This window comes from Streptomyces sp. NPDC047974 (genome assembly GCF_040653375.1).
In the GTDB taxonomy this organism is placed as follows: Bacteria; Actinomycetota; Actinomycetes; order Streptomycetales; family Streptomycetaceae; genus Streptomyces.
Genome location: NZ_JBEZNU010000009.1, coordinates 167,763 through 187,832, shown reverse-complemented (window position 1 = coordinate 187,832; position 20,070 = coordinate 167,763). Strand labels below are relative to the sequence as shown.

Sequence of the window (20,070 nt, the reverse complement as noted above, 5' to 3'; positions counted from 1 at the left end):
ACACGGGGGCGTGCGGGAACCGAACCCGTACAGGGGTAGCGGCTCCCGGAGCATCCGTCAATCACCCTCCCCCGAAGGCGAGTTCCCACGTCAGCGCGGTCGTGTGGGCCGATCGGGGCGACTTTCGCGCTGTCGGCCCGCCCACCGGCGGCGCGTCGGTGGTCTCGACCAATGAGGGTGCGGAGAACCCGCCCCCGACACGGCGAAGCGCCGCACTCCCGGTGTGTCGGCACCGGGTGCGCGGCGCACACCCCCGTCTCGCGGTGGGGACGCTCAGCGCGTCCCCACCGCCGCGCGCACGGCCCGCCGTGCCATGGCGCAGTCGTCGTGCAGCCGCCTCAGCAGCAGCCGCTGTTCCTCCCCGGGGGCCAGCGTCCCGGAGCCCATCGGCACCGAGCCCGCCGGCGGGGCCTCCTTGATGGTCCGCTGCACGGCCGTCTCGTACGTACGGATCTCCCGCGTCAGCACCAGCATCAGGTTCACCAGGAAGGCGTCCCGGGCGGCCGGGCCCTGCTGCTGTGCCATCTGGCTGATCTGCCGGCGCGCCAGCGGCGCGTCACCGAGCACCGCCCAGAGCGTCGCCAGGTCGTAGCCGGGGAGGTACCAGCCGGCGTGCTCCCAGTCCACGAGGACCGGACCGGCGGGGGAGAGGAGGATGTTGGAGAGCAGGGCGTCACCGTGGCAGAACTGCCCCATGCCCTGCCGGCCGCCGGCGTGCGCCAGGCCGTGCAGCAGCGTCTGCAGGTCGTCGCGGTCGCGGTCGGTGAAGAGCCCCAGCTCGTGGTAGCGGGCGATGCGCGCGCCGTAGTCCAGCGGCGCGTCGAAGGTGCCGGCCGGCGGCCGCCAGGCGTTCAGCCGGGCGATCGCCCCGAGCGCCGCCCGCACGTCGGCCCGCGGCGGGGCCTCCACGGGGTGGCGCGAGAGGGCCGCGGCCCGCCCGGGCATCCGCTCGATCACCAGGACGCCGTTCTCCGGGTCCGCCGCGATCAGCCGCGGCACCCGCACCGGCGGACGGTGGCGTACGAAGGAACGGTAGGAAGCTATTTCGTGCTGGAACCGCTCGACCCACGCGGGGGAGTGGTCCAGTAAACACTTCGCCACCGCCGTCATGCGTCCGGTGGTCCCGACGATCAGGACCGACCGGCCGCTGCGGCGCAGCACCTGCACCGGATTGAACTCCGGGCAGATCCGCTGCACCGAGGCGATGGCGACCTTCAGCTGCGCCCCCTGAGGACCGGAGAGGTCGATCCTGCCGCTGACCCGGGCACCGGGTCCGGTGCCGGTCCCGGCCGCCCAGGACCGTGGACGCACGGCCCGCTGCGCGGGGGCGAGGTACGGTCCGGCGCCGGTCGGCACCAGGCGGGTCCCCGGCCGGGGCGGGGCGGACACGGAGGACGATGCTGTGTACATGGAGGTGACAGATCCCTTCGTGTGCCGACGAATCGCGTGCGTCGCCCCGCCCGCCCCCGGTCCGCACCCTGGGGAATGAGGGCCGGTCGACGGGGCGGGGTGGCGCATACCTACCTGACACCCGCGCGCGGGTGGCGGAACATCGAGCGCACCCTGGCGAACCCTGGCGAATAGTCGCCAGCCCTATGACAGCGGGCTACTGTCAACTCAGCCGAGAACCTGGGGGCTTAGACGTGACAGGACAGACCAACACCCGCCTGGCGGACCTCTTCGGCCTCGCCGGCTGGTCCAAGGGCGAACTCGCGAGACTGGTCAACAGGCAGGCGGCGGCCATGGGCCACCCCCAACTGTCGACCGACACCTCGCGGGTGCGGCGCTGGATCGACAAGGGCGAGACCCCGCGCGATCCCGTACCCCGGGTGCTGGCGGCCCTGTTCACCGAGCGACTCGGTCGTGTCGTGACCATCGAGGACCTCGGGTTCGTACGACGCGGGCGTGCCGGAACGCGGCAGGCCGTCAGGAACAAGGACGAGAACCCTGACGGAATGCCCTGGGCTCCCGACCGTACGGCTGCGGTCCTCACCGAATTCACGGGAATGGACCTCATGCTCAACCGACGCGGCCTGATGGGCGCGGGTATCGCGCTCACCGCCGGCTCCGCACTCAACAGCTCCCTGAACGACTGGCTCAGGACCGAGCCGTCCCGCCCCGCCGCGGCGCCCCGCGCCACCGATCCGTACCACGCCGACCCCGCCGGTTTCGACCGCTACGAGGCCGCTCCCATCGGCTCCGAGGAGATCGAGGCGCTGGAGCAGTCGGTCAAGATCTTCCGCGCCTGGGACGCCTCCCGGGGCGGCGGACTCCAGCGCAAGGCCGTGGTCGGCCAGCTCAACGAGGTCGGCGGCATGCTCGCCTACCGCCACGCCGACCACCTCCAGCGCCGGCTCTGGGACGTGGCCGCCAACCTCGCCGTCCTGGCGGGCTGGATGTCCCACGACGTGGGTCTCGAACCCACCGCCCAGCGGTACTTCCTCATCGCCGCCCACGCGGCCCGCGAGAGCGGCGACCGGCCGCGCGCCGGCGAGGCCCTCTCCCGCGCCGCCCGGCAGATGGTGCACCTGGGCCGCCCCGACGACGCCCTCGACCTGATGGAGCTGGCCAAGTCCGGTGCGGGGGAACGGCTGTTGCCGCGCACCCAGGCGATGTTCCACACCATCGAGGCGTGGGCGCAGGCGTCGATGGGCCGGGGGCAGGCGATGCGCCGCACCCTCGGCGAGGCCGAGGAACTCTTCGTCTCCGACCGGAGCGACGAGACGCCGAGCTGGATGCAGAGCTTCGACGAGGCCGACATGCACGGCATGCAGGCCCTCGCCTACCGCACCCTCGCCGAGCACGACCCGGCGGCGGCGGCCACCGCGCAGCACCACGCCAAGCTGGCCCTGGACCTGCGGCGCGACGGGCACGACCGCTCCAAGCTCTTCGACCACATCTCGATGGCCTCGGCCTGCTTCATCGCCGACGACCCCGAGCAGGCCGACCGCTACGCCCGGCTCGCCCTCATCTCCATGGGCGAGACCTCCTCGCACCGCACCTGGCACCGGCTGCGCGAGATGTACCGGCTCACCGGGCAGTACGCGGGCTACTCGAAGATCGAGGACCTGCGCGCCGAGCTGGAGGTCGAGCTGCCGCGCTCGCCGGAGGCCCCGAGAACGGGCCGGATCTGAGGGCGGGCGGGACCCCGCGCGGCGGTACGCGCACACGCACGCGTGGCGGCACACGCACCGGCACGGATACGAGGGCACACCCGGATCGGGCTCCGGGCGGCCCGGTCGTCAGGAACCGACGCGGACGACCATCAGGCAGGCATCGTCCTCACGGGCCTCCTCGCCGAACTCCTCCAGGACGGACCGCAGGCACTCCTGCGCGTCCCGGGCCTCCCCGAACCGGGGGGCGAGGGCGAGCAGCCGGGCGAGACCGGCCTCGTCACCGACGGCGCCCGGGGTCCGGGTCAGTCCGTCGGTGTGGAGCACGAGCACGTCGCCCGGGAGGAGCCGGGTCTCGGTCTCCTCGTACGCGACCCTCGGCGTCGCCCCCAGGAGGACGCCCTCCGGGCGGCGCAGCGGACGGCCCGTCCCGCCGCGGAACAGCAGCGGGGCGGGGTGTCCGGCCTGCGCCCAGGCGAGGGTCTGCGCCACCGGGTCGTAGCGGCAGCACAGGGCGCTGCCGAGGGCGGGCTGTCCCGAGCTGTCCAGGAGCTGGTTCAGGTGGCCCATCAGGGCGCCGGGCCGGATGCCGGCCACGGCCATGCCGCGCAGCGCGCCGAGCAGCATCGCCATCGAGGACGTCGCCGCCACGCCGTGGCCGGTGAGGTCGCCGACGGTGAGGAGGGCGTCTCCCGAGGGCAGGGTCAGCGCGTCGTACCAGTCGCCGCCGATCAGGTCGGTGGAGGCGGCCGGGAGGTAGTGCCCGGCGACGTCGAGCGGGGCGGGGCCGTCGTGGGCGAAGCGGAGCGAGCCGCGCCAGGGCGGGAGGACCGCCTCCTGGAGCTCGACCGCGACCCGTCGCTCGGTGCGCTCGACGCGGCGGCTGTGCTCCAGGCTGTCCCGGCTCTCCCGGACGGCCCGCTCGCTGCGCCGCAGTTCGCTGACGTCCCTGAGGACGGCCCACATGGACGCGGTGCAGCCGTCGGCGTCGAGCACCGGCTCACCGGTCATGTGCACGGTGCGGACGGCGGCGTCGGTGCGGACGATGCGGAACTCGCCGTCGATCGGCTTCCCGTCGATCAGGCAGTCCGTCACCATGGCCTGCAGCAGCGGCTGGTCCTCGGGCAGCACCATCGTCGGCATCTCGTCCAGGGACATGGGTCCCCGCTCGCGCGCGCGTCCGAAGATCTGGAACAACTCCTCGGACCAGCTCACCTCGTCGGTGAGGAGGTTCCACTCGGCGCTGCCGACGCGGGTGAGGAGCGAGCCGGTGGTGGCGGGGGCCTCGCCGTAGGCGGCGCCGGCGTCGCTCGTGAACGAGTCGTCGAAGACCGAGGCCTCGTCGTCCACGGGCGGAAGGTCCGCCGGGTCGGCCGTCGGCCCGGTCACGGCCGGTGCGCCGTCGCGCAGCTGTCCGAACTGGGCGCTCAGATCGTCGAGTTGATGCATTGCCAGATCGCAGAGCGCGCGCTGCCAGCGCTGCCGGGGGTCGTCGTCGTGGGCTGCCGCGTCCCGGCGGACGGCGTCGACCTCGCCGCGCAGACGGCTCGTCTGCGAGATCAGCGCGTCCACCGCACCCGGCTCGGGAGGCTGGGCGGGACGGTCCGCGAAGAGTGGGGACGGCATGTCGTACTCCGATACAGGCGCGGCGCGGCCCGAATGGAAACAGGGCCAGGGATGACTGTGGCACAGGGCGCGAGTGCCCGTAAGGGGTTTGGCAACACTCGATCCGGTGGTGCTTCTGGCATATGTCAAAGGCCCGGCCGTCGGCGGAGCCGACACCACGGGTTACGGTGCACGTGTGGTGAGCGACGAGGCGAACGGTACGGCGGGCGCGGTGGGTACGGACACGGGGGAGACGGCGGTGGCTTCGGGCACGGCGGTGCTGCTCGCGGCGGCGCCGGCGGGGCGCGGCCGCACCATGGACGCGGCGTCCGTACTGCCCGCGCTCGCGGCGGTGCCGCCCGGAGTCCTGACCGGCACGGCGACCGCGACGCTCGTCGAACTCGCCGACCCCATCGACCCGCAGACCGTCCTCACCCGGCTGCGCGCCGCCGCGCAGAGCCCCGGCCCGCTGGTCGTCTACCTCGCGGGCCAGCTCCACCTGGACCGCCGCCAGCAGCTGCCCCACCTCGCGCTGGCCCGCAGCACGACAGCGGCCCTGCGCTACACGGCCTTCCCGTGGCACTGGCTCGCGGAGGCGGCGGCCGCCGGGCCGACGACGGTCGTGGCGGACCTGGTGGCCGACCCGGAGGCCTGGGCCCGCCTCGCCGCCGCCCCGGACCTCCTGCGCCTGAGCCCGTCCCCGACCCTGTACGCCCGCGTCACCCCGCCCCCGCGCAGGGGCGAACGCGCCACCCCCGACTACCTCCGGGCCTGGGCCGACCAGTGGCGCGCCGGCACCCGCGCCCCCTTCTCCGTCCTGCACGCCGAGGCGGCCGCCGGCACCCAGGCGCCACAGGCGCTGTTCCTGCCGCGGGCGGAGGAGTGGGCACGCGGGGCGGCGCCGACCGGGGCGGTGACCGGGGTGCCCGGCCGGACGCCCGTGCCTGCGGCGGCTCCTGCGGCGGCTCCTGCGGCGGTGCCTGCGTCTGCCCCGGTGCCGGTGCCGGTGCCGGTGCGGGTGCCGGCGTTTGCCGCTGCCCCGGAGCCGGTGCCGGTGTCTGCCCCTGCGCCTGTGTCCGTCCCGGCGCCTGCCCCTGCCCCTGCCCCTGCCCCCGCGCCCGTCCCGGCGCCTGCCCCTGCCCCCGCGCCCGTCCCGGCGACGGCTTCGGGGCCTGAGGCGGGGCCTGTTCCCGTGCCGAAGCCCGCACCTGCTGCGGAATCGGCCCGGATCCCCGTCCCGGCGGGGCTTCCGGCCCTGCCCGAGGGCTACACGGCGGCTCCGCCCGCGCCGGCTTCCCCGGTTGCCGAGGTCCCGCCCCCGGCCACGGTCGTCCCCCCGGCCGAGGACACGGTCCCAGCCGGGGACGGCGCAGCCTCCGCGCCCGCGCCCGCGCCCGCGCCCGCGCCCGAGCCCGAGCCCGAGCCCGAGCCCGAGGCCGAGGCCGAACTGGAGGGGGGACTCGCCTCCGAGGCCCCGTCCGGTCCCGAGGTCGCGCGCGGGCCCGCTCCGGGCGGCGACGCCGGGGCCGGGGCCGAGGAGGCGCCCGGGACCATGAACTTGGTGCCGTCCGGGGGAAGGAGGCAGGCGGGGCCGACGCCGGGGCGGGGCATCCCGCCGATGCCCGCGGCTCCTCCCGCCGTGCCGGCCGGGGCCGTGGATCCGCGGCGGTCCGGGTACGGGCAGGGCGCGCCGGCGGAGCCCGTTCCGCACGATCCGCATCCCGCGATCCTGTCGGCCGCGATGGCCGGACGGCACGCCGAGGCCGCGGAGATGGCGGCCGCGTGGGAGCGGGACGCGCTGCGGCGGTTCGGGCCCCGGTCCGGGGAGGCGGTGCACTGGATGGAGGTCCGGGCGGACCTCGCCCGGCTGGCGGGCGAGCCGGCCCGTAGCTGCGAGCTGTGGCTCGCCGTCGCCGAGGCGCGGCTCGGGCTGCGTCAGCAGCCGGACGACCGGGACGTCGAGGGCGCGGTGGACCGGGCGCACCACCAGTGGGAGCAGATCGCCGATCCGGCCCGCGCCCGGGCGCTCGGCCCGACCCTCCTGGCGCTCCGCCGCCGCGTCCCCGGCCGCCGCCCCGGCGCCCTGGAGGCGCTGCGCCGTCGCATGCACGCCCGCTGACGCGTCTACGACCCGGCCGGGAGCCGCAGCGCGGCGCGGACGAGCGGTACGTCGACCGCGGGGACGGCGAGTTCCCAGGACCGGTCGGCCGCTTCGACGGAGAGCAGACGGAAGGCGCCCCGGTCGACCGCCGGGCTTCCGGGGCCCTCGACCGGGCCCACTCCCCGGACGTGGAACGGGCCGGTCAGCGCGAGGGCCGTGCCGCGCCGACCGGGGAACCGGTAGGGCCGCCACACCACCGGTGCCGCCGCGCCGGGTTCGAGGATCAGCGACCCCTGCCGGAAGCGCCGCCCGTCGCGTACGAACGCGGACACCTCGCGCCCCTCGCCCGAGCGCAGCGCCGCCACGTCGGCTTCGGCGCGGCCCCCGTTCCGTCCCGTGACCGTGTCGAACAGTCTGCCCGGGCTGTGGAGGTGGTCCAGGAACGTCACCGTGCCCGCGGCCCGTCGGATGGTTCGTCGACCCATTCGTCCCCCCGTCGCGTCGGCATCGAGGACAGGCTACCGACGGCGTCGCCGCCGCCCTGGTCGCCCCCTCCCGGCTCCGAAGTCCCCGTCCCTGCAGGAAGGTTCCCCGTGATGTCGCTCGCCCGTGCCCAGCGGTCGCTCGCCGATCCGTCCGTACGTCACCCGTTGTGGCCGCCGTTGACCGCCGGGTGTCCGGTGACGTCGACCGAGGAGGTCGCGTACCCGCTGGAGGTGGAGTACGACTACGACGCCGTGCCGGCGGACCTGTTCGACCGGCCCGTGGCGCACGGCCTGGAGCGGTGGGCGCCGTTGCTGCCGCCGCTGGCCGCGCCGGGGCTCGGGGAGGGGAACACGCCGCTGGTGGAGCTGGCCGACGGGGTGTGGGTCAAGGACGAGTCGCGCAACCCGACGTGGAGCCACAAGGACCGGCTCAACCGGGTGGCTGTGAGCGCCGCCGTCGCCTCCGGCGCGCGGGGGATCGTGGTGTCCTCGTCCGGCAACCACGGCGCGGCCGCCGCCGCATACGCGGCCCGCGCGGGGCTGCCGTGCGCCGTGTTCACCTCGCCGGACGCGCCGCCCGCCGTCGCCTCCCACCTGAGGGCCTACGGCGCGACCGTGCTGACCGTCCCGTACGCCTCCGTACGGCCCCTGATGCGGCGGATCGTCGACGAGCTCGGCTTCCAGTCGGTCAGCAGCGTCACGGACTCCGCGCACACCGGGCATCCCTTCGGCCCGGAGGGGTACAAGACGATCGCGTACGAGATCGCGCTCGCGCTCGGCCGGGCCCCCGCGGCCGTCCATGTGCCCACCGGGTACGGCGAGTTGCTGTTCGGCGTGGCGAAGGGCTTCCAGGAGCTGGTCCGGCTGGGGGTGACGGACGCCGTGCCCCGGATGTACGGCGTCGAGCCGGCCGCCGCCGGCGCCCTCACCGAGGCGCTGCGGTCCGGCCGGCCGGCCGCCCGTGTGCCCGTCGGTCCGACCGCCGCGTACGCCATCGACTGCGAGGTGAACGGTTACCGCGGGGTCCTCGCGATCCAGCGCACCGGCGGTGCCGCCCGCACGGTGACGGAGGATCAGCTCGCCCGGGCCCAGCGGGACCTGGCCGCGCAGGGGCTGTGGTGCGAGGTGTCCGCCGCCGCCGGGCTCGCCGGGCTGCGTGCGCACGGGCCGGACCCGGCGGGCGAGGACGGGCCCGTCGTCTGCGTGGTCACCTCCAGCGGGTACAAGGACGTGGCCACGGGGAGGGCGGCGGTCGCGCCGATGGACGCCGACTGGGAGGCCGTACGCGCCCTGCTGGAGGCGTGACCGTCCGTCAGGAGCCGGCGGCCGCCGCGCGGTGGTACTCCGCCACCGTGTCGAACGCGGCCTTCGGCTCCCACTCCAGCTCGGGGTAGCGGGTGCCCTTCCGGTCCTCGTACACCTTCACCACCCCGTAGCTCGCCAGGTCCAGGTCCGCGCTCGGGTCGCCGTCGGGGCGGTGCACGTGGTCGTGGAGCGCGAAGGTGAAGACGAAGGTCGCGTCGACGCCCGCCGCGTCGAAGACGGCGAGGAGTTCGCGCACGTACGCGGCCTGGCCCGGCTCGTCCCGCTCGTAGGCGCCCTTCAGCCGGACCGGGCCGGTCTCGTCGTACTCGACGACCTCCAGGCCCAGCGCGCCCCGGTCGCCCGCGCCCCGGTAGCAGGCGGCGCCGAACTCGGTGACCGCCACCGGCTTGCCGCCGGCGGCCTCGACCACGCCGCGCACCCCCTCGGCGAAGCCGTCGGCGATCTCCGCCGAGCGGTAGACGTCCACGGAGACGAGGTCGAACGGCGTCCAGTCGACCGCTTCGAGGGGGACGGAGGCGTAGGTGACCGGGCCGCCGAAGCGGGCGCGGACGACCGCAGCGGCCTCGGCGAGGAAGGCGTTCACCCGGGCCCGTGTCCCGCCGAGCGCCGCCCGCAGCGCGTCCGGGCTGCGCAGCAGCGCCACCCGCTCGTCGGTGTCGGCGCCGGGCAGGAACCCCGGGTTCATCAGGCTCAGTTCGGCGCCCGTCACGAAGACGACGTCGGCGCCGCGCCGGCGCAGCCGTTCGGCTCGTTCGGCGCAGTCCGCGAAGAGCTCCAGCATGCCGGCCTCGGTCTCTTCGAGCGGATACGGCGAGAACCAGACCTCCAGGCCCAGGTCGGCCGCGTATCCGGCCGCCAGTTCGATGCGGTCCGGGTCGCCGCCCATCACCCGGACGGCCGTGCAGTGGAGGCCGTCCCGGATGATCTCCAGCTCCCGCCGGACGGTCTCCGGCTCGAAGGCGCGGCGGGCGTTCCGTCCGTGCTTCACGAACCCCGTGTCGTAGCTGATGCCTCTGGCGCGCATGATCCACTCCTGTCCCGAGTCCGGCGACGCAATTAAGGTACGGACCGTACCCTAATTGGAGCGGGTCCCGGCGGGCAAGGAAGATGGGGAGGTACGGCTCGTACCGGAGAAGGGGTGACCATGGCGCACGACGCGGCAGCGGGGGAGCGGCGGACGGAGCCCGGGCGGACCCGGCGGCGGGGAGCCGCCCTGGAGGACGCGATCCTCGACGCCGCCGCCCGAGAGCTCGCCGAGTCCGGCTTCGCGGGCATGACCATGGACAAGGTCGCCGCCCGCGCGGGCACCAACAAGAACGCCCTCTACCGGCGCTGGCCCCACCGCCTGGCCCTCGGCACCGCCGCGTACAAGCGGCTCGCCACCACCGCGCCCGTCCCCGACACCGGCACCCTCCGCGGCGACGCCCTGGAGCTGCTGCGGCAGGCCAACCGGCACTGGAGCTCACCGCTCGGCGCCGTCCTGCGGGAGCTGCTCGCCGCGGCCGGCGGCGCCGGCGAGTTCCTCGCCGGGCTCCAGGACCACTCCGGCGAGGCCGCCGCCGCCCCGTGGCTCACCGTCCTCGGCCGGGCCGTCGCCCGCGGCGAGGCCGCCCCGGAAGCCCTGCACCCCCGGGTCGCCACCGTCCCCGTCGTCCTGCTGCGCAACGAGTTCGTGGTGCGGGGCGTGCCCAGCGCCCCCGACGAGGTCCTCGTCGAGATCGTCGACGAGGTCTACCTCCCGCTGGTCCGCGGCCGCGGCGCCGGACCGGACGGGGGCCGGCCCACCCCTCGTGCTGGGATGATCTGACGTATGACCCTCTCGCCTCCCCGACACCCGGCCGCCGCTCTGCGCACCGAGCGGCTGGAGCTGCGGCCCGTGCGGAGCGCGGACGTCCCCGCCGTGACCCGCCTCTGGACCGACCCGGAGGTGCGGCGCCACCTCGGCGGGCCGGTCATCGAATCCGTCGTACGGATCCGGCAGCGGCGGATCGTCGGCGCGCCGGGCTGCCACGCCGTGGTGCGGGCCGAGGACGGCGTGCTGCTCGGCCTCGTCACCGTGGAGGCGGCCGGCCGCGGGGGCGAGACCGAGGTCTCGTACCAGTTCCTGCCCGAACACTGGGGGAGCGGCTACGCCCGCGAGGCGGTGGCCGCGGCCGTCGCCCGCGCCCTGGAGACCGCGCCGAGCGTCGTCGCCGTCACCCAGGAGGAGAACCACCGCTCCCGCCGCCTCCTGGAGGCCGTGGGTCTGGAGCACGCCGACTCCTTCGTGGAGTGGGACGCCCGCCAGGTCCTCTACCGCCGCCGCGCCTGAGCGTCCCTAGGCGGGCCCGCCGCCCTCCGCCAGCCGGGTCACCGCGCGTGCGACGCGGGCCGCGCGGGTCTTCGGCGTCCTGGCCTGCCACAGGCCGAGGATCACCAGGTAGCGGTCCGTCTTCCCCAGGCCCTCGAAGGCGCGGGCCGCCTCCGGGCGGGCCGCCAGGGCCTCGGCCAGGTCGTCGGGGACCGTCGCGTCCTTCTGGGAGGGGTACGCCGCCGCCCACCGGCCGTCCGCCCGCGCCGCCCGCACCTCCGCGAGGCCCGGCTCGCGCATCCGGCCGGCGGCGAGCAGGTGCTCGACCTGGCGGACGTTGACCTGGGACCAGAGGCTGCGCGCTCGGCGCGGGGTGATCTTCTGGAGGTACGAGCGCTCGTCGCGGGCCTTGCGCTTGCCGGTGATCCAGCCGTACGCCAGCGTCGCGTCGAGGATCTCGTCGGCCGTCGGCGAGGGCAGGCCGCCGCCCTTGCGGCCGAGGAGCAGCCAGATGCCCGCCGTGTCGCCGTGGTGCCCCGCCAGCCACTCCTCCAGCTCGCCGCCGCCGTCGAAGGCGAGGACCTCCAGCCCTTCGTCCGTGCCGACCGACTCCACGCCGTCCCCTTGCCTCGTGTTCCCCCGCGTCTCGCACAAGATATTGACACTGGTCGGAGATCGGCCGTAACTTGCGTGCAACGTCGTACTAACGCGCGTTACTAAAGCGCGTAACCAATCAGTTCCGGCCGGGGGGCCGGGAACGTCGGGGAGGGGTCACCGTGGCGGTCGGCAGCGGACGCAGCGTCACCATGAGCGATGTGGCCCGGCGGGCCGGCGTCTCGCGCACCGCCGTGTCCTTCGTCCTGAACGACCGGCCGGGCGCGGCGATCCCGGACGAGACCCGGCGCCGGATCCTCGCCGCCATCGAGGAGCTCGGCTACCGGCCCAACGCGGGTGCCCGCGCGCTCGCCGCCCAGCGCAGCGAGTGGTACGGCCTGATCACCGAGATCGTCACCGCCCCCTTCGCGGTCGACGTCATCAAGGGCGCCCAGGACCGCGCCTGGCTCGACCGCAAGTTCCTGCTGATCGCCGCCAGCGAGGGCGACCCGGCCCAGGAGGCCGCCGCCCTCGACAAACTCCTGGAGCAGCGGGTGGAGGGACTGCTCTACGCCACGACCTGGCACCGCGCCGTCACCCTCCCGCGCGCCGCCCGCGAGGTCCCCACGGTCCTCGTGAACTGCTACGACGCCGAGGGCGAGCTGCCCTCCGTGGTGCCCGACGAGATCACCGGCGGCCATCGCGCCGCCCGGCACCTCGTCGACGCCGGCCACGCGCGCATCGGCCTGATCAACCTCGACCCCGCCATCCCGGCCGCCGTCGGTCGCCGCGAGGGGTACGAGCGGGCACTGCGCGAGGCCGGTCTCCCGCTCGACCCCGCGCTGGTCGTCTCCGGCCACGCGACCGCCGACGGCGGCTATGCCGCCGCCTGTGAACTGCTCGACCGCGCCGACCGGCCCACCGCGCTCTTCTGCGCCAACGACCGGATGGCGATGGGCGCGTACGACGCCATCAAGGAACGCGGGCTGCGCATCCCGGACGACGTGGCCGTGGTGGGCTACGACAACCAGGAACTCATCGCCGCCTATCTGCGGCCCAAGCTGACCACCCTCGCCCTCCCCTTCGAGGAGATGGGCGCCAGGGGCGTGGAGATGCTCGCCGCCCTCGCAGCGGGACAGCCGCTCGCCACCCGCAGGGTGACGGTCGACTGCCCGCTGCTCGAACGCTCGTCGGTCTGACCGCGAATCAGCTCCGCCGAGTCATCTCGTCCCGTCTTCGTCTGGTGTGTTGAAGAGAGGAAAGAGCCACCATTATGACACCCTCCCCCGTCCGTGGTCGGTCTTCCGCAAGGACTTCCGCAAGGTTCCGCCCCGCCCTGCTCGCGGCAGGCGCCGCGACCGCCCTCCTGCTGACCGGCTGTTCCGGCGGCGCCGGCGCCACCGGCGCCCAGGGCTCCCCGGACACGCGGCTGCTCACGATCCCCCGCGAGGACATGGGCACCTTCACCCGGAACTTCAATCCGTACTCGCCCAAGGCCGCGCCGATGACCCGCGAGGCGGTCTACGAGCCGCTGATGATCCACAACCCGGCGGACGGCAAGGACACCCCCTGGCTCGCCACCTCCTGGACCCGGGCCGCCGACGGCAGGTCCGTCACCTTCGCGCTGCGCGAGGGCGTGAAGTGGTCCGACGGCGTGCCGTTCACCGCCGAGGACGTCGTCCACACCTTCGCGCTCCAGAAGAAGCTCCTGGGCGGCTTCGACTACCTGACGAAGGTCACCGCCGACACCCCGGCGAAGGTCACCTTCCACTTCTCCAAGCCCTTCTCGCCCGCCCTGTACGAGATCGGCGGCCACTTCGTCACGCCGAAGCACATCTGGTCGAAGATCGCCGACCCGGCGAAGGACGTGAACGCCACCCCGGTCGGCACCGGTCCCTACACGCGGGTCGCCGCCTTCCAGGCCCAGTCGTTCGAGCTGCGGAAGAACCCCTCGTACTGGCAGCCCGCGAAGCAGCGGATCGCCGGCATCCGGATGCTCGCCTTCTCCGGCAACGACAGCGCCAACCTCGCCTTCACCAACGGCGAGGTCGACTGGACGCAGTCCTTCGTCCCGGAGATCGAGAAGTCCTTCGTCGCGAAGGACCCGGAGCACAACCACTACTGGTTCCCCACCACCGGCGCGATGATCAACTGGCAGCTCAACACCGCCAGGGCCCCCTTCGACGACCCCGCCCTCCGCAAGGCGCTCAGCCGCGCCGTCGACCGGGCGAAGATCGCCAAGGTCGCCATGAACGGCTACACCGAGCCCGCCGACTGCACCGGCCTCTCGAACGGCTACGACGCCTGGCGCGACGCCGCCGTCGCCGCCTCCTGCGACTGGACGGCGTACGACCCGAAGGCCGCCGCCTCCGCCCTCGACGCCGCCGGGTACACGCTCGACGGCGGCAAGCGGACCCGGAAGGACGGCACGCAGCTCACCCTCGACATCTCCGTCGGCTCCGCCTCCTCCGACTGGATCTCGGTCGCCAACATCATCAAGCAGAACCTCGCCGAGGTCGGCGTCACCGCCACCGTGAAGTCGCCCGACTGGTCCGCCGTCGTCTCCTCCTACGAGGACGGCTCCTTCGACAGCGGCATCGTCTGGAGCGGCAACGGCGCCACCCCGTACGAGTTCTACCGGGGCGCCATGGCGAGGACGACCGTCAAGCCGGTCGGCGAGAAGGCCACCGAGAACTACCACCGCTTCGGCGACCCGAAGGCGGACGCCCTCATCGACGCCTTCGCCGCCGGCGACGCCGCCACCCAGAAGGCCAAGGCCGCCGAGCTGCAGCGGCTGTTCGCGGCCGACGCCCCCGTCGTCCCGCTCTTCCCCGGGCCCGAGTGGGGCGCGTACACCGACAGCCGCTTCACCGGCTGGCCGTCGGAGGAGAACCCGTACGCGACGCTCTCCAACCGGTCCGTGACCACCGTCCTGGTGCTCACCTCCCTCCAGCCCGTCACGGGCAAGTAAGCCCGCGGGGGCGGCCGTCCGCCCCTCGGCCCGCCCGCACGGCCGGGTGGCCGCCCCCGCCCCGTACCTCACCAGGGAGGAACGAGCAGTGCGTCTCGTCCTGCGCAACCTGGGGTTCTATCTCCTCGCCTTCTGGGCCTCCGTCACCCTGAACTTCCTGCTGCCGCGCCTCATGCCCGGAGACCCCGTCTCCCGCATGTTCGCCCAGGCCCAGGGGACGATGGGGCCCGAGCAGATAGCCCAGCTCCACAAACTCTTCGGTCTCGACGAACGGCCCCTGTGGCGCCAGTACGCCGACTACCTCCACCAGGTCTCCACCGGCGACCTCGGCATCTCGATCTCCCGCTTCCCGACCCCCGTCTCCGAGGTCATCGGCTCCCAGATCGGGTGGACCCTCCTCCTCGGCGGCACCGCCCTCGTGGTCGCCGCGGTCGTCGGCAACCTCCTCGGGGTGCTGGCCGCCTGGCGGCGCGGCGGGATCCTCGACTCCGCGTTCCCGCCCTTGCTGATCTTCGTGGGCTCGTTCCCGTACTTCTGGCTGGCGATGGGCGCCCTGTACCTCTTCGGCGTCACCCTCGGCTGGTTCCCGCTGCGGCACGCGTACGACGCCGGGCTCGTCCCCGGCCTCGACGCCGCCTTCCTCGGCAACGTCGCCACCCACCTCGTGCTGCCCGCCCTCACCATCGTGCTGGTCTCCGTCGGCGGCTGGATGCTCGGCATGCGCAACACGATGATCGCCACCACCGCCGAGGACTACATCACCATGGCCGAGGCGAAGGGACTCAGCCCCTCCCGGATCATGTTCCGGTACGCGGCCCGCAACGCGCTCCTGCCCTCCGTCACCAACTTCGGCATGGCGCTCGGCTTCATGGTCGGCGGAGCCCTCCTCACCGAGGTCGTCTTCGCCTACCCCGGCATCGGCTACCAGCTCCTCAACTCCGTCCAGGCCCTCGACTACCCGCTGATGCAGGGCATCTTCCTCACCATCACCGCGGCCGTCCTGCTCGCCAACTTCGTCGTCGACCTCGTCCACGTCCGCCTCGACCCGCGCGTCCGCGTCCGCTGAGGAAGGAGCCGCCACCATGTCCGCCCTCGCCACCCGGGACGCCGCCGTGCCCACCGCCCCCACCGGCGCCCCGGCGCCCGCCCGCCGGCCGGCCCGTCGGAGCCTGCTCCGCCGGATCCTCGCCGACCGCAAGGCCCGCACCGGGCTCGTCCTCCTCGCCGGCTTCGCCCTCCTCGGGCTGCTCGCCCCCGTCCTCGCCCCCGGCGACCCGTCGCTCATCGGCGAATCCGGCGCCACCCCGCCCTCCGCCGGCCACTGGCTCGGCACCACCGCCAAGGGCCAGGACGTCCTCGCCCTCACCCTGTGGGGCACCCGCACGTCGATGCTGGTCGGCTTCACCGTGGGGCTCGCCGCCACCCTCGTCGCCCTCCTCGTCGGCCTGGCCTCCGCCTACCTCGGCCGGCTCGTCGACGACGTCCTCACCCTCGTCACCAACGTCTTCCTGCTGCTGCCCGGGCTGCCGCTGCTCGTCATCCTCGCGGCCTTCCTGCCGCCCGGCACGACCACCGTCGTCCTCGTCCTCACCGTCACCGGCTGGGCCGGCTCCGCCCGGGTGCTGCGCGCCCAGGCCGCCTCCATCCGAGGCAAGGACTTCGTGGCCGCCGCCGTCGTCACCGGCGAACGCCCGCTGCGGATCATGTTCCGGGAGATCCTCCCCAACATGGCCTCCGTGGTGATGACCACCGTCCTCGGCTGCGTCATCTTCGGCATCGGCGCCCAGGCCGGCCTCGAATTCCTCGGCCTCGGCGACTCCTCCGTCGTCAGCTGGGGCACCAACCTCTACTGGGCCGGCAACGACGGCGCCCTCATGACCGGCGCCTGGTGGGCCTTCGTCCCCTCCGGCCTCTGCATCGCCCTCGTCGCCTTCGCCCTCGCCCTCGTCAACTACGCCGTCGACGAGATCACCGACCCGCGCCTGCGGTCCCGGCGCCGGTCCCGCCGGAAGGAGCGGAAGTGAACGTCCTCGACGTCCAGAACCTGCGGGTCGAGTACCGGAGCGAGGGCCGCACCGTCGTCGGCGCCGACGACGTCTCCTTCACCATCGGCCCCGGCGAGGTCTTCGGCCTCGCCGGAGAGTCCGGCTGCGGCAAGTCCACCCTCGCCAACGCCGTCATGCGGCTCCTCAAGGAACCCGCCGAGATCACCGCCGGCCGCGTCCTCTTCCAGGGCCGCGACGTCCTCGCCATGGACGAGCGGGAGCTGCGCGCCTTCCGCTGGCGCGAGATCGCCATGGTCTTCCAGTCCGCGATGAACTCCCTCAACCCCGTCCTCACCGTCGGAGAACAGATCGCCGACATCTTCACCACCCACGAGAAGCTGCGGAAGAAGGCCGCCCTTGACCGCGCCGGCGAGCTCCTCGGCCTCGTCGGCATCGACCCCGGCCGGCTGCGCGCCTACCCGCACCAGCTCTCCGGCGGCATGCGCCAGCGCGTCGTCATCGCCATGGCCGTCGCCCTGCGCCCCAAGCTCCTCATCATGGACGAGCCGACGACCGCCCTCGACGTCGTCGTGCAGCAGGAGATCATGGCCCAGATCGCCGAACTCCAGCGCGAGCTCGGCTTCTCCGTCCTCTTCATCACCCACGACATGTCGCTCATGGTCGAGATGTCGCACCGCATGGGCGTCATGTACGGCGGCCGGATCGTCGAACTCGCCCCCGCCCGCGACCTCTTCGCCCACCCCCGGCACCCCTACACCGAGGCGCTGATGCGCGCCTTCCCGCCGCTCACCGGCCCCCGCGCCACCCTCACCGGCCTCTTCGACGCCCCGCGCACCGCCGACAGCTGCGGCTTCCACCTCACCTGCCCCGCCGACCGCTCCGACTGCTCCGGGAACATCCCGGACCTGCGCGAGCTCGCCCCCGGCCACTGGGCCGCCCTCACCGAAGGCGCCACCGCATGACACTCCTCCGGATCCGGGGCCTCACCAAGGACTTCCAGGTCGGCTCCGTCTTCTCCCGCCGCCGCGTCCGCGCCGTCGACGGCGTCGACCTCGACCTCGACAAGGGCCGCATCACCGCCCTCGTCGGCGAGTCCGGCAGCGGCAAGTCCACCATCGCCCGCTGCGTCGCCCGCCTCGAACGGCCCACCGCCGGACAGCTCCTCCTCGACGGCGAGGACGTCCTGCGCACCGAACGCCGCCGGGCGAGCCGGGCCTACCGGGGCTCCGTCCAGATGGTCTTCCAGGACCCCTTCGGCTCCCTCAACCCCGTCCACCGCGTCGACCACTTCCTCACCCGCGCCCTCGTCCTCCACGGCCACCCCGCCGACCGGGGCCGGCTCGCCGAGCTGATGGCCGAGGTCGGCCTCCCCGCCGACCACCTCGACGCCCACCCGCACGAACTCTCCGGCGGACAGCGCCAGCGGGTCGCCATCGCCCGCGCGCTCGCCGTCGGCCCGCGCGTCCTCCTCGCCGACGAACCCACCTCGATGCTCGACGTCTCCGTCCGCGTCGGCGTCCTCAACCTGATGCGCCGGCTCCGCGACGAACGCGAGCTGTCCATGCTGTACATCACCCACGACCTGGGCTCCGCGCGCTACCTCGCCGACACCACCGCCGTCATGTTCGCCGGCGAACTCGTCGAGGGCGGCGACGCGCTCGCCGTCATGGACGCCCCCGCCCACCCCTACACCCGGCTGCTGCTCTCCGCCGTCCCCGACCCCGACCGGCGCACCGGCTACGACAAGGCCGAACGCGCCCGGCTGCGGGCCGCGGTGCTCGACCCCGCGTCGTGCCCGTACGACGACGGAACCTGCAGCGCCACCACCCCCGTACGCCACGTCGTCGGCGAGGCGAGCGAAGCGAGATGGGGGTCCCCCCGGACGAAGTCTGGGGGAGGACAGCCGCACTGGGTGCGCTGCCACCTCTACGCCCCCGCCCGCGAACTCGCCCACCGCGTCCTGACGGGCACGGACACCCCGGAAGCCGAGACCACCGCCGCATGACCCACGACCTGATCACCGCGCCGCAGCCGCTCGCGGAGGACCTCGCCGAGCGCGCCTTCCGCGACCCGCACCGCCCCCGCTACCACTTCACCGCGCCCGGCGGCTGGCTCAACGACCCCAACGGGCTCACCCACCGGGACGGCGTCTATCACCTCTTCTACCAGTACAACCCGCTCGCCCCCGCCCACCACCGCATCCACTGGGGCCACGCCACCTCCACCGACCTCGTCACCTGGACCGACGAGCCCGTCGCCCTCGTCCCCGGCACCACCGGCCCCGACCGCGACGGTTGCTGGTCCGGCGTCCTCGTCGACGACGGCGGCGTCCCCACCCTCGTCTACTCGGGCCGCCACGGCGACCGCGAACTGCCCTGCGTCGCCACCGGCACCCCCGACCTCCGCCACTGGACCAAGGACCCCGGCAACCCGGTGATCGCCGCCCCGCCGGAGGGCCTGGACCTCACCGCCTACCGCGACCACTGCGTCTGGAAGGAGGACGGCCGCTGGCGCCAGCTCATCGGCGCCGGCCTCCGCGGGCAGGGCGGCACCGCCCTCCTGTACGACTCCGAGGACCTGCGCACCTGGCGGTACGTCGGCCCCCTCCTCACCGGCGACGCGAGCACCGGCCGCTCCGGCGACCCCGACTGGACCGGCACCATGTGGGAGTGCGTCGACCTCTTCCGCGTGGAGGGCACGGACGTCCTCGCCTTCTCCGCCTGGGACGAGGGCACCACCCACCACCCGCTGTACTGGACCGGACGGTACGAGGGCGACCGCTTCACCCCCACCGCCCTGCACCGGCTCGACTACGGGCAGAACCACTTCTACGCCCCCCAGTCGACCCGCGACGCCGACGGCCGCCGCATCCTCCTCGGCTGGCTCCAGGAGGGCCGCGGCGAGGACGCCACCGCCCGCGCCGGCTGGTCGGGCGTCATGTCCCTGCCCCGCCTCGTCACCCTCGGCGCCGACGGCGCCCTCCACCAGGCCCCCGTCCCCGAACTGGCCCGGCTCCGCCGCGACCACGTCGCCGTCGGCCCCTTCGTCCCGGGCCCCGGCCCCGAGGCGGCCCTGGACGCGATCCGGGGCGACCGGCTCGACCTGGAGGCCACCCTGCGCCTCGCCCCGGGCGCCGTCGTACGCCTCGGGGTCCGGGAGACCCCCGACGGCGCCGAACGGACCGTCGTCGAACTCGCCCGGGAGACCACCGCCCCGACCGCCACCCTGCGGCTGCGCCGCGAGGCGAGCAGCCTCGACCCGGACACCGACACCACCCCCCGCTCCGGCGAGGTGCCCCTCGCCGCGGACGGCACCGTCGAACTCCGCGTCCTCGTCGACCACTCGGCCCTGGAGGTCTTCGCCGGCGGCCGCGCCCTCGCCTCCCGCGTCTACCCGACCCGCCCCGACGAGGCCGTCGGCGTCTCCCTGACCGCCTCCGGCGAGGCCCGCGTCCACCGCCTGGACGCCTGGCACATGGCCCCGGTCTTCACCGCGCCCCGCGCCCTCTGGCCCTGACGGGCCCCACCCCGGGAGCGCGCGGCCGCCCGCGCCGCGCGCTCCCCGTCCTGTCGTCCTCAC

17 protein-coding genes are annotated in these 20,070 nt (G+C 74.3%); 12 read left to right on the top strand and 5 right to left on the bottom strand.

Annotated features, from left to right (window positions below):
- Positions 1 to 273: 273 nt before the first annotated feature.
- Complete coding sequence (locus AB0E19_RS15735) at positions 274 to 1,410, bottom strand: aminoglycoside phosphotransferase family protein (protein ID WP_362179237.1); 1,137 nt, start codon at positions 1,408 to 1,410, stop codon at positions 274 to 276.
- A 233-nt stretch (positions 1,411 to 1,643) separates the two neighbouring features.
- Between AB0E19_RS15735 and AB0E19_RS15730 the strand changes: the two genes are divergently transcribed.
- A complete protein-coding gene (locus AB0E19_RS15730) occupies positions 1,644 to 3,134 on the top strand; it encodes a hypothetical protein (protein WP_362179234.1) in 1,491 nt (496 codons plus the stop codon).
- A 108-nt stretch (positions 3,135 to 3,242) separates the two neighbouring features.
- Here the strand turns inward: AB0E19_RS15730 and AB0E19_RS15725 are convergent, their stop codons facing one another.
- Complete coding sequence (locus AB0E19_RS15725) at positions 3,243 to 4,739, bottom strand: SpoIIE family protein phosphatase (protein ID WP_362179231.1); 1,497 nt, start codon at positions 4,737 to 4,739, stop codon at positions 3,243 to 3,245.
- Positions 4,740 to 4,914: 175 nt separating this feature from the next.
- Here AB0E19_RS15725 and AB0E19_RS15720 point away from each other — a divergent pair, with 175 nt between their 5' ends.
- The gene (locus AB0E19_RS15720; protein ID WP_362179228.1) at positions 4,915 to 6,837 is read left to right on the top strand and encodes a hypothetical protein; all 1,923 of its coding nucleotides are present in this window, start codon (positions 4,915 to 4,917) and stop codon (positions 6,835 to 6,837) included.
- Between the two features lie 5 nt (positions 6,838 to 6,842).
- Here the strand turns inward: AB0E19_RS15720 and AB0E19_RS15715 are convergent, their stop codons facing one another.
- On the bottom strand, positions 6,843 to 7,304 hold the full coding sequence (locus tag AB0E19_RS15715; RefSeq protein WP_362179225.1) for a hypothetical protein: 462 nt from the start codon (positions 7,302 to 7,304) through the stop codon (positions 6,843 to 6,845).
- Positions 7,305 to 7,415: 111 nt separating this feature from the next.
- Between AB0E19_RS15715 and AB0E19_RS15710 the strand changes: the two genes are divergently transcribed.
- Positions 7,416 to 8,609, top strand: a complete 1,194-nt coding sequence (locus AB0E19_RS15710) for a pyridoxal-phosphate dependent enzyme (RefSeq protein ID WP_362179222.1) — start codon at positions 7,416 to 7,418, stop codon at positions 8,607 to 8,609.
- Positions 8,610 to 8,616: 7 nt separating this feature from the next.
- Here AB0E19_RS15710 and AB0E19_RS15705 read toward each other — a convergent pair whose 3' ends face one another.
- A complete protein-coding gene (locus AB0E19_RS15705) occupies positions 8,617 to 9,654 on the bottom strand; it encodes a hypothetical protein (RefSeq protein WP_362179219.1) in 1,038 nt (345 codons plus the stop codon).
- A gap of 120 nt (positions 9,655 to 9,774) precedes the next feature.
- On the opposite strand from AB0E19_RS15705, the gene AB0E19_RS15700 reads away from it, so the two are divergent.
- Both AB0E19_RS15700 and AB0E19_RS15695 read left to right on the top strand, forming a co-directional pair.
- Complete coding sequence (locus AB0E19_RS15700; RefSeq protein ID WP_362179216.1) at positions 9,775 to 10,437, top strand: TetR/AcrR family transcriptional regulator; 663 nt, start codon at positions 9,775 to 9,777, stop codon at positions 10,435 to 10,437.
- A 3-nt stretch (positions 10,438 to 10,440) separates the two neighbouring features.
- Entirely contained in the window at positions 10,441 to 10,941 is a 501-nt protein-coding gene (locus tag AB0E19_RS15695) for a GNAT family N-acetyltransferase (RefSeq protein ID WP_362179213.1), read from the top strand.
- 6 nt (positions 10,942 to 10,947) lie between these two features.
- Here the strand turns inward: AB0E19_RS15695 and AB0E19_RS15690 are convergent, their stop codons facing one another.
- Positions 10,948 to 11,535, bottom strand: a complete 588-nt coding sequence (locus tag AB0E19_RS15690) for a YdeI/OmpD-associated family protein (RefSeq protein ID WP_362179210.1) — start codon at positions 11,533 to 11,535, stop codon at positions 10,948 to 10,950.
- A gap of 161 nt (positions 11,536 to 11,696) precedes the next feature.
- Here AB0E19_RS15690 and AB0E19_RS15685 point away from each other — a divergent pair, with 161 nt between their 5' ends.
- The 7 genes from AB0E19_RS15685 (at position 11,697) to AB0E19_RS15655 (ending at position 20,007) form a co-directional block, all read left to right on the top strand.
- Positions 11,697 to 12,713: a LacI family DNA-binding transcriptional regulator gene (locus AB0E19_RS15685; RefSeq protein WP_362179208.1), complete on the top strand. Its 1,017-nt coding sequence runs from the start codon at positions 11,697 to 11,699 to the stop codon at positions 12,711 to 12,713.
- A gap of 74 nt (positions 12,714 to 12,787) precedes the next feature.
- Positions 12,788 to 14,485, top strand: a complete 1,698-nt coding sequence (locus AB0E19_RS15680) for an ABC transporter substrate-binding protein (protein WP_362179205.1) — start codon at positions 12,788 to 12,790, stop codon at positions 14,483 to 14,485.
- A gap of 88 nt (positions 14,486 to 14,573) precedes the next feature.
- Positions 14,574 to 15,551: an ABC transporter permease gene (locus tag AB0E19_RS15675; protein ID WP_362179202.1), complete on the top strand. Its 978-nt coding sequence runs from the start codon at positions 14,574 to 14,576 to the stop codon at positions 15,549 to 15,551.
- A 16-nt stretch (positions 15,552 to 15,567) separates the two neighbouring features.
- Complete coding sequence (locus AB0E19_RS15670; protein ID WP_362179199.1) at positions 15,568 to 16,509, top strand: ABC transporter permease; 942 nt, start codon at positions 15,568 to 15,570, stop codon at positions 16,507 to 16,509.
- On the top strand, positions 16,506 to 17,453 hold the full coding sequence (locus AB0E19_RS15665; protein ID WP_362179196.1) for an ABC transporter ATP-binding protein: 948 nt from the start codon (positions 16,506 to 16,508) through the stop codon (positions 17,451 to 17,453). The genes AB0E19_RS15670 and AB0E19_RS15665 overlap by 4 nt, the downstream gene beginning before the upstream one ends.
- Positions 17,450 to 18,496, top strand: a complete 1,047-nt coding sequence (locus AB0E19_RS15660; protein ID WP_362179193.1) for an ATP-binding cassette domain-containing protein — start codon at positions 17,450 to 17,452, stop codon at positions 18,494 to 18,496. The genes AB0E19_RS15665 and AB0E19_RS15660 overlap by 4 nt, the downstream gene beginning before the upstream one ends.
- The gene (locus tag AB0E19_RS15655) at positions 18,493 to 20,007 is read left to right on the top strand and encodes a glycoside hydrolase family 32 protein (RefSeq protein ID WP_362179190.1); all 1,515 of its coding nucleotides are present in this window, start codon (positions 18,493 to 18,495) and stop codon (positions 20,005 to 20,007) included. The genes AB0E19_RS15660 and AB0E19_RS15655 overlap by 4 nt, the downstream gene beginning before the upstream one ends.
- Positions 20,008 to 20,070 lie beyond the last annotated feature (63 nt).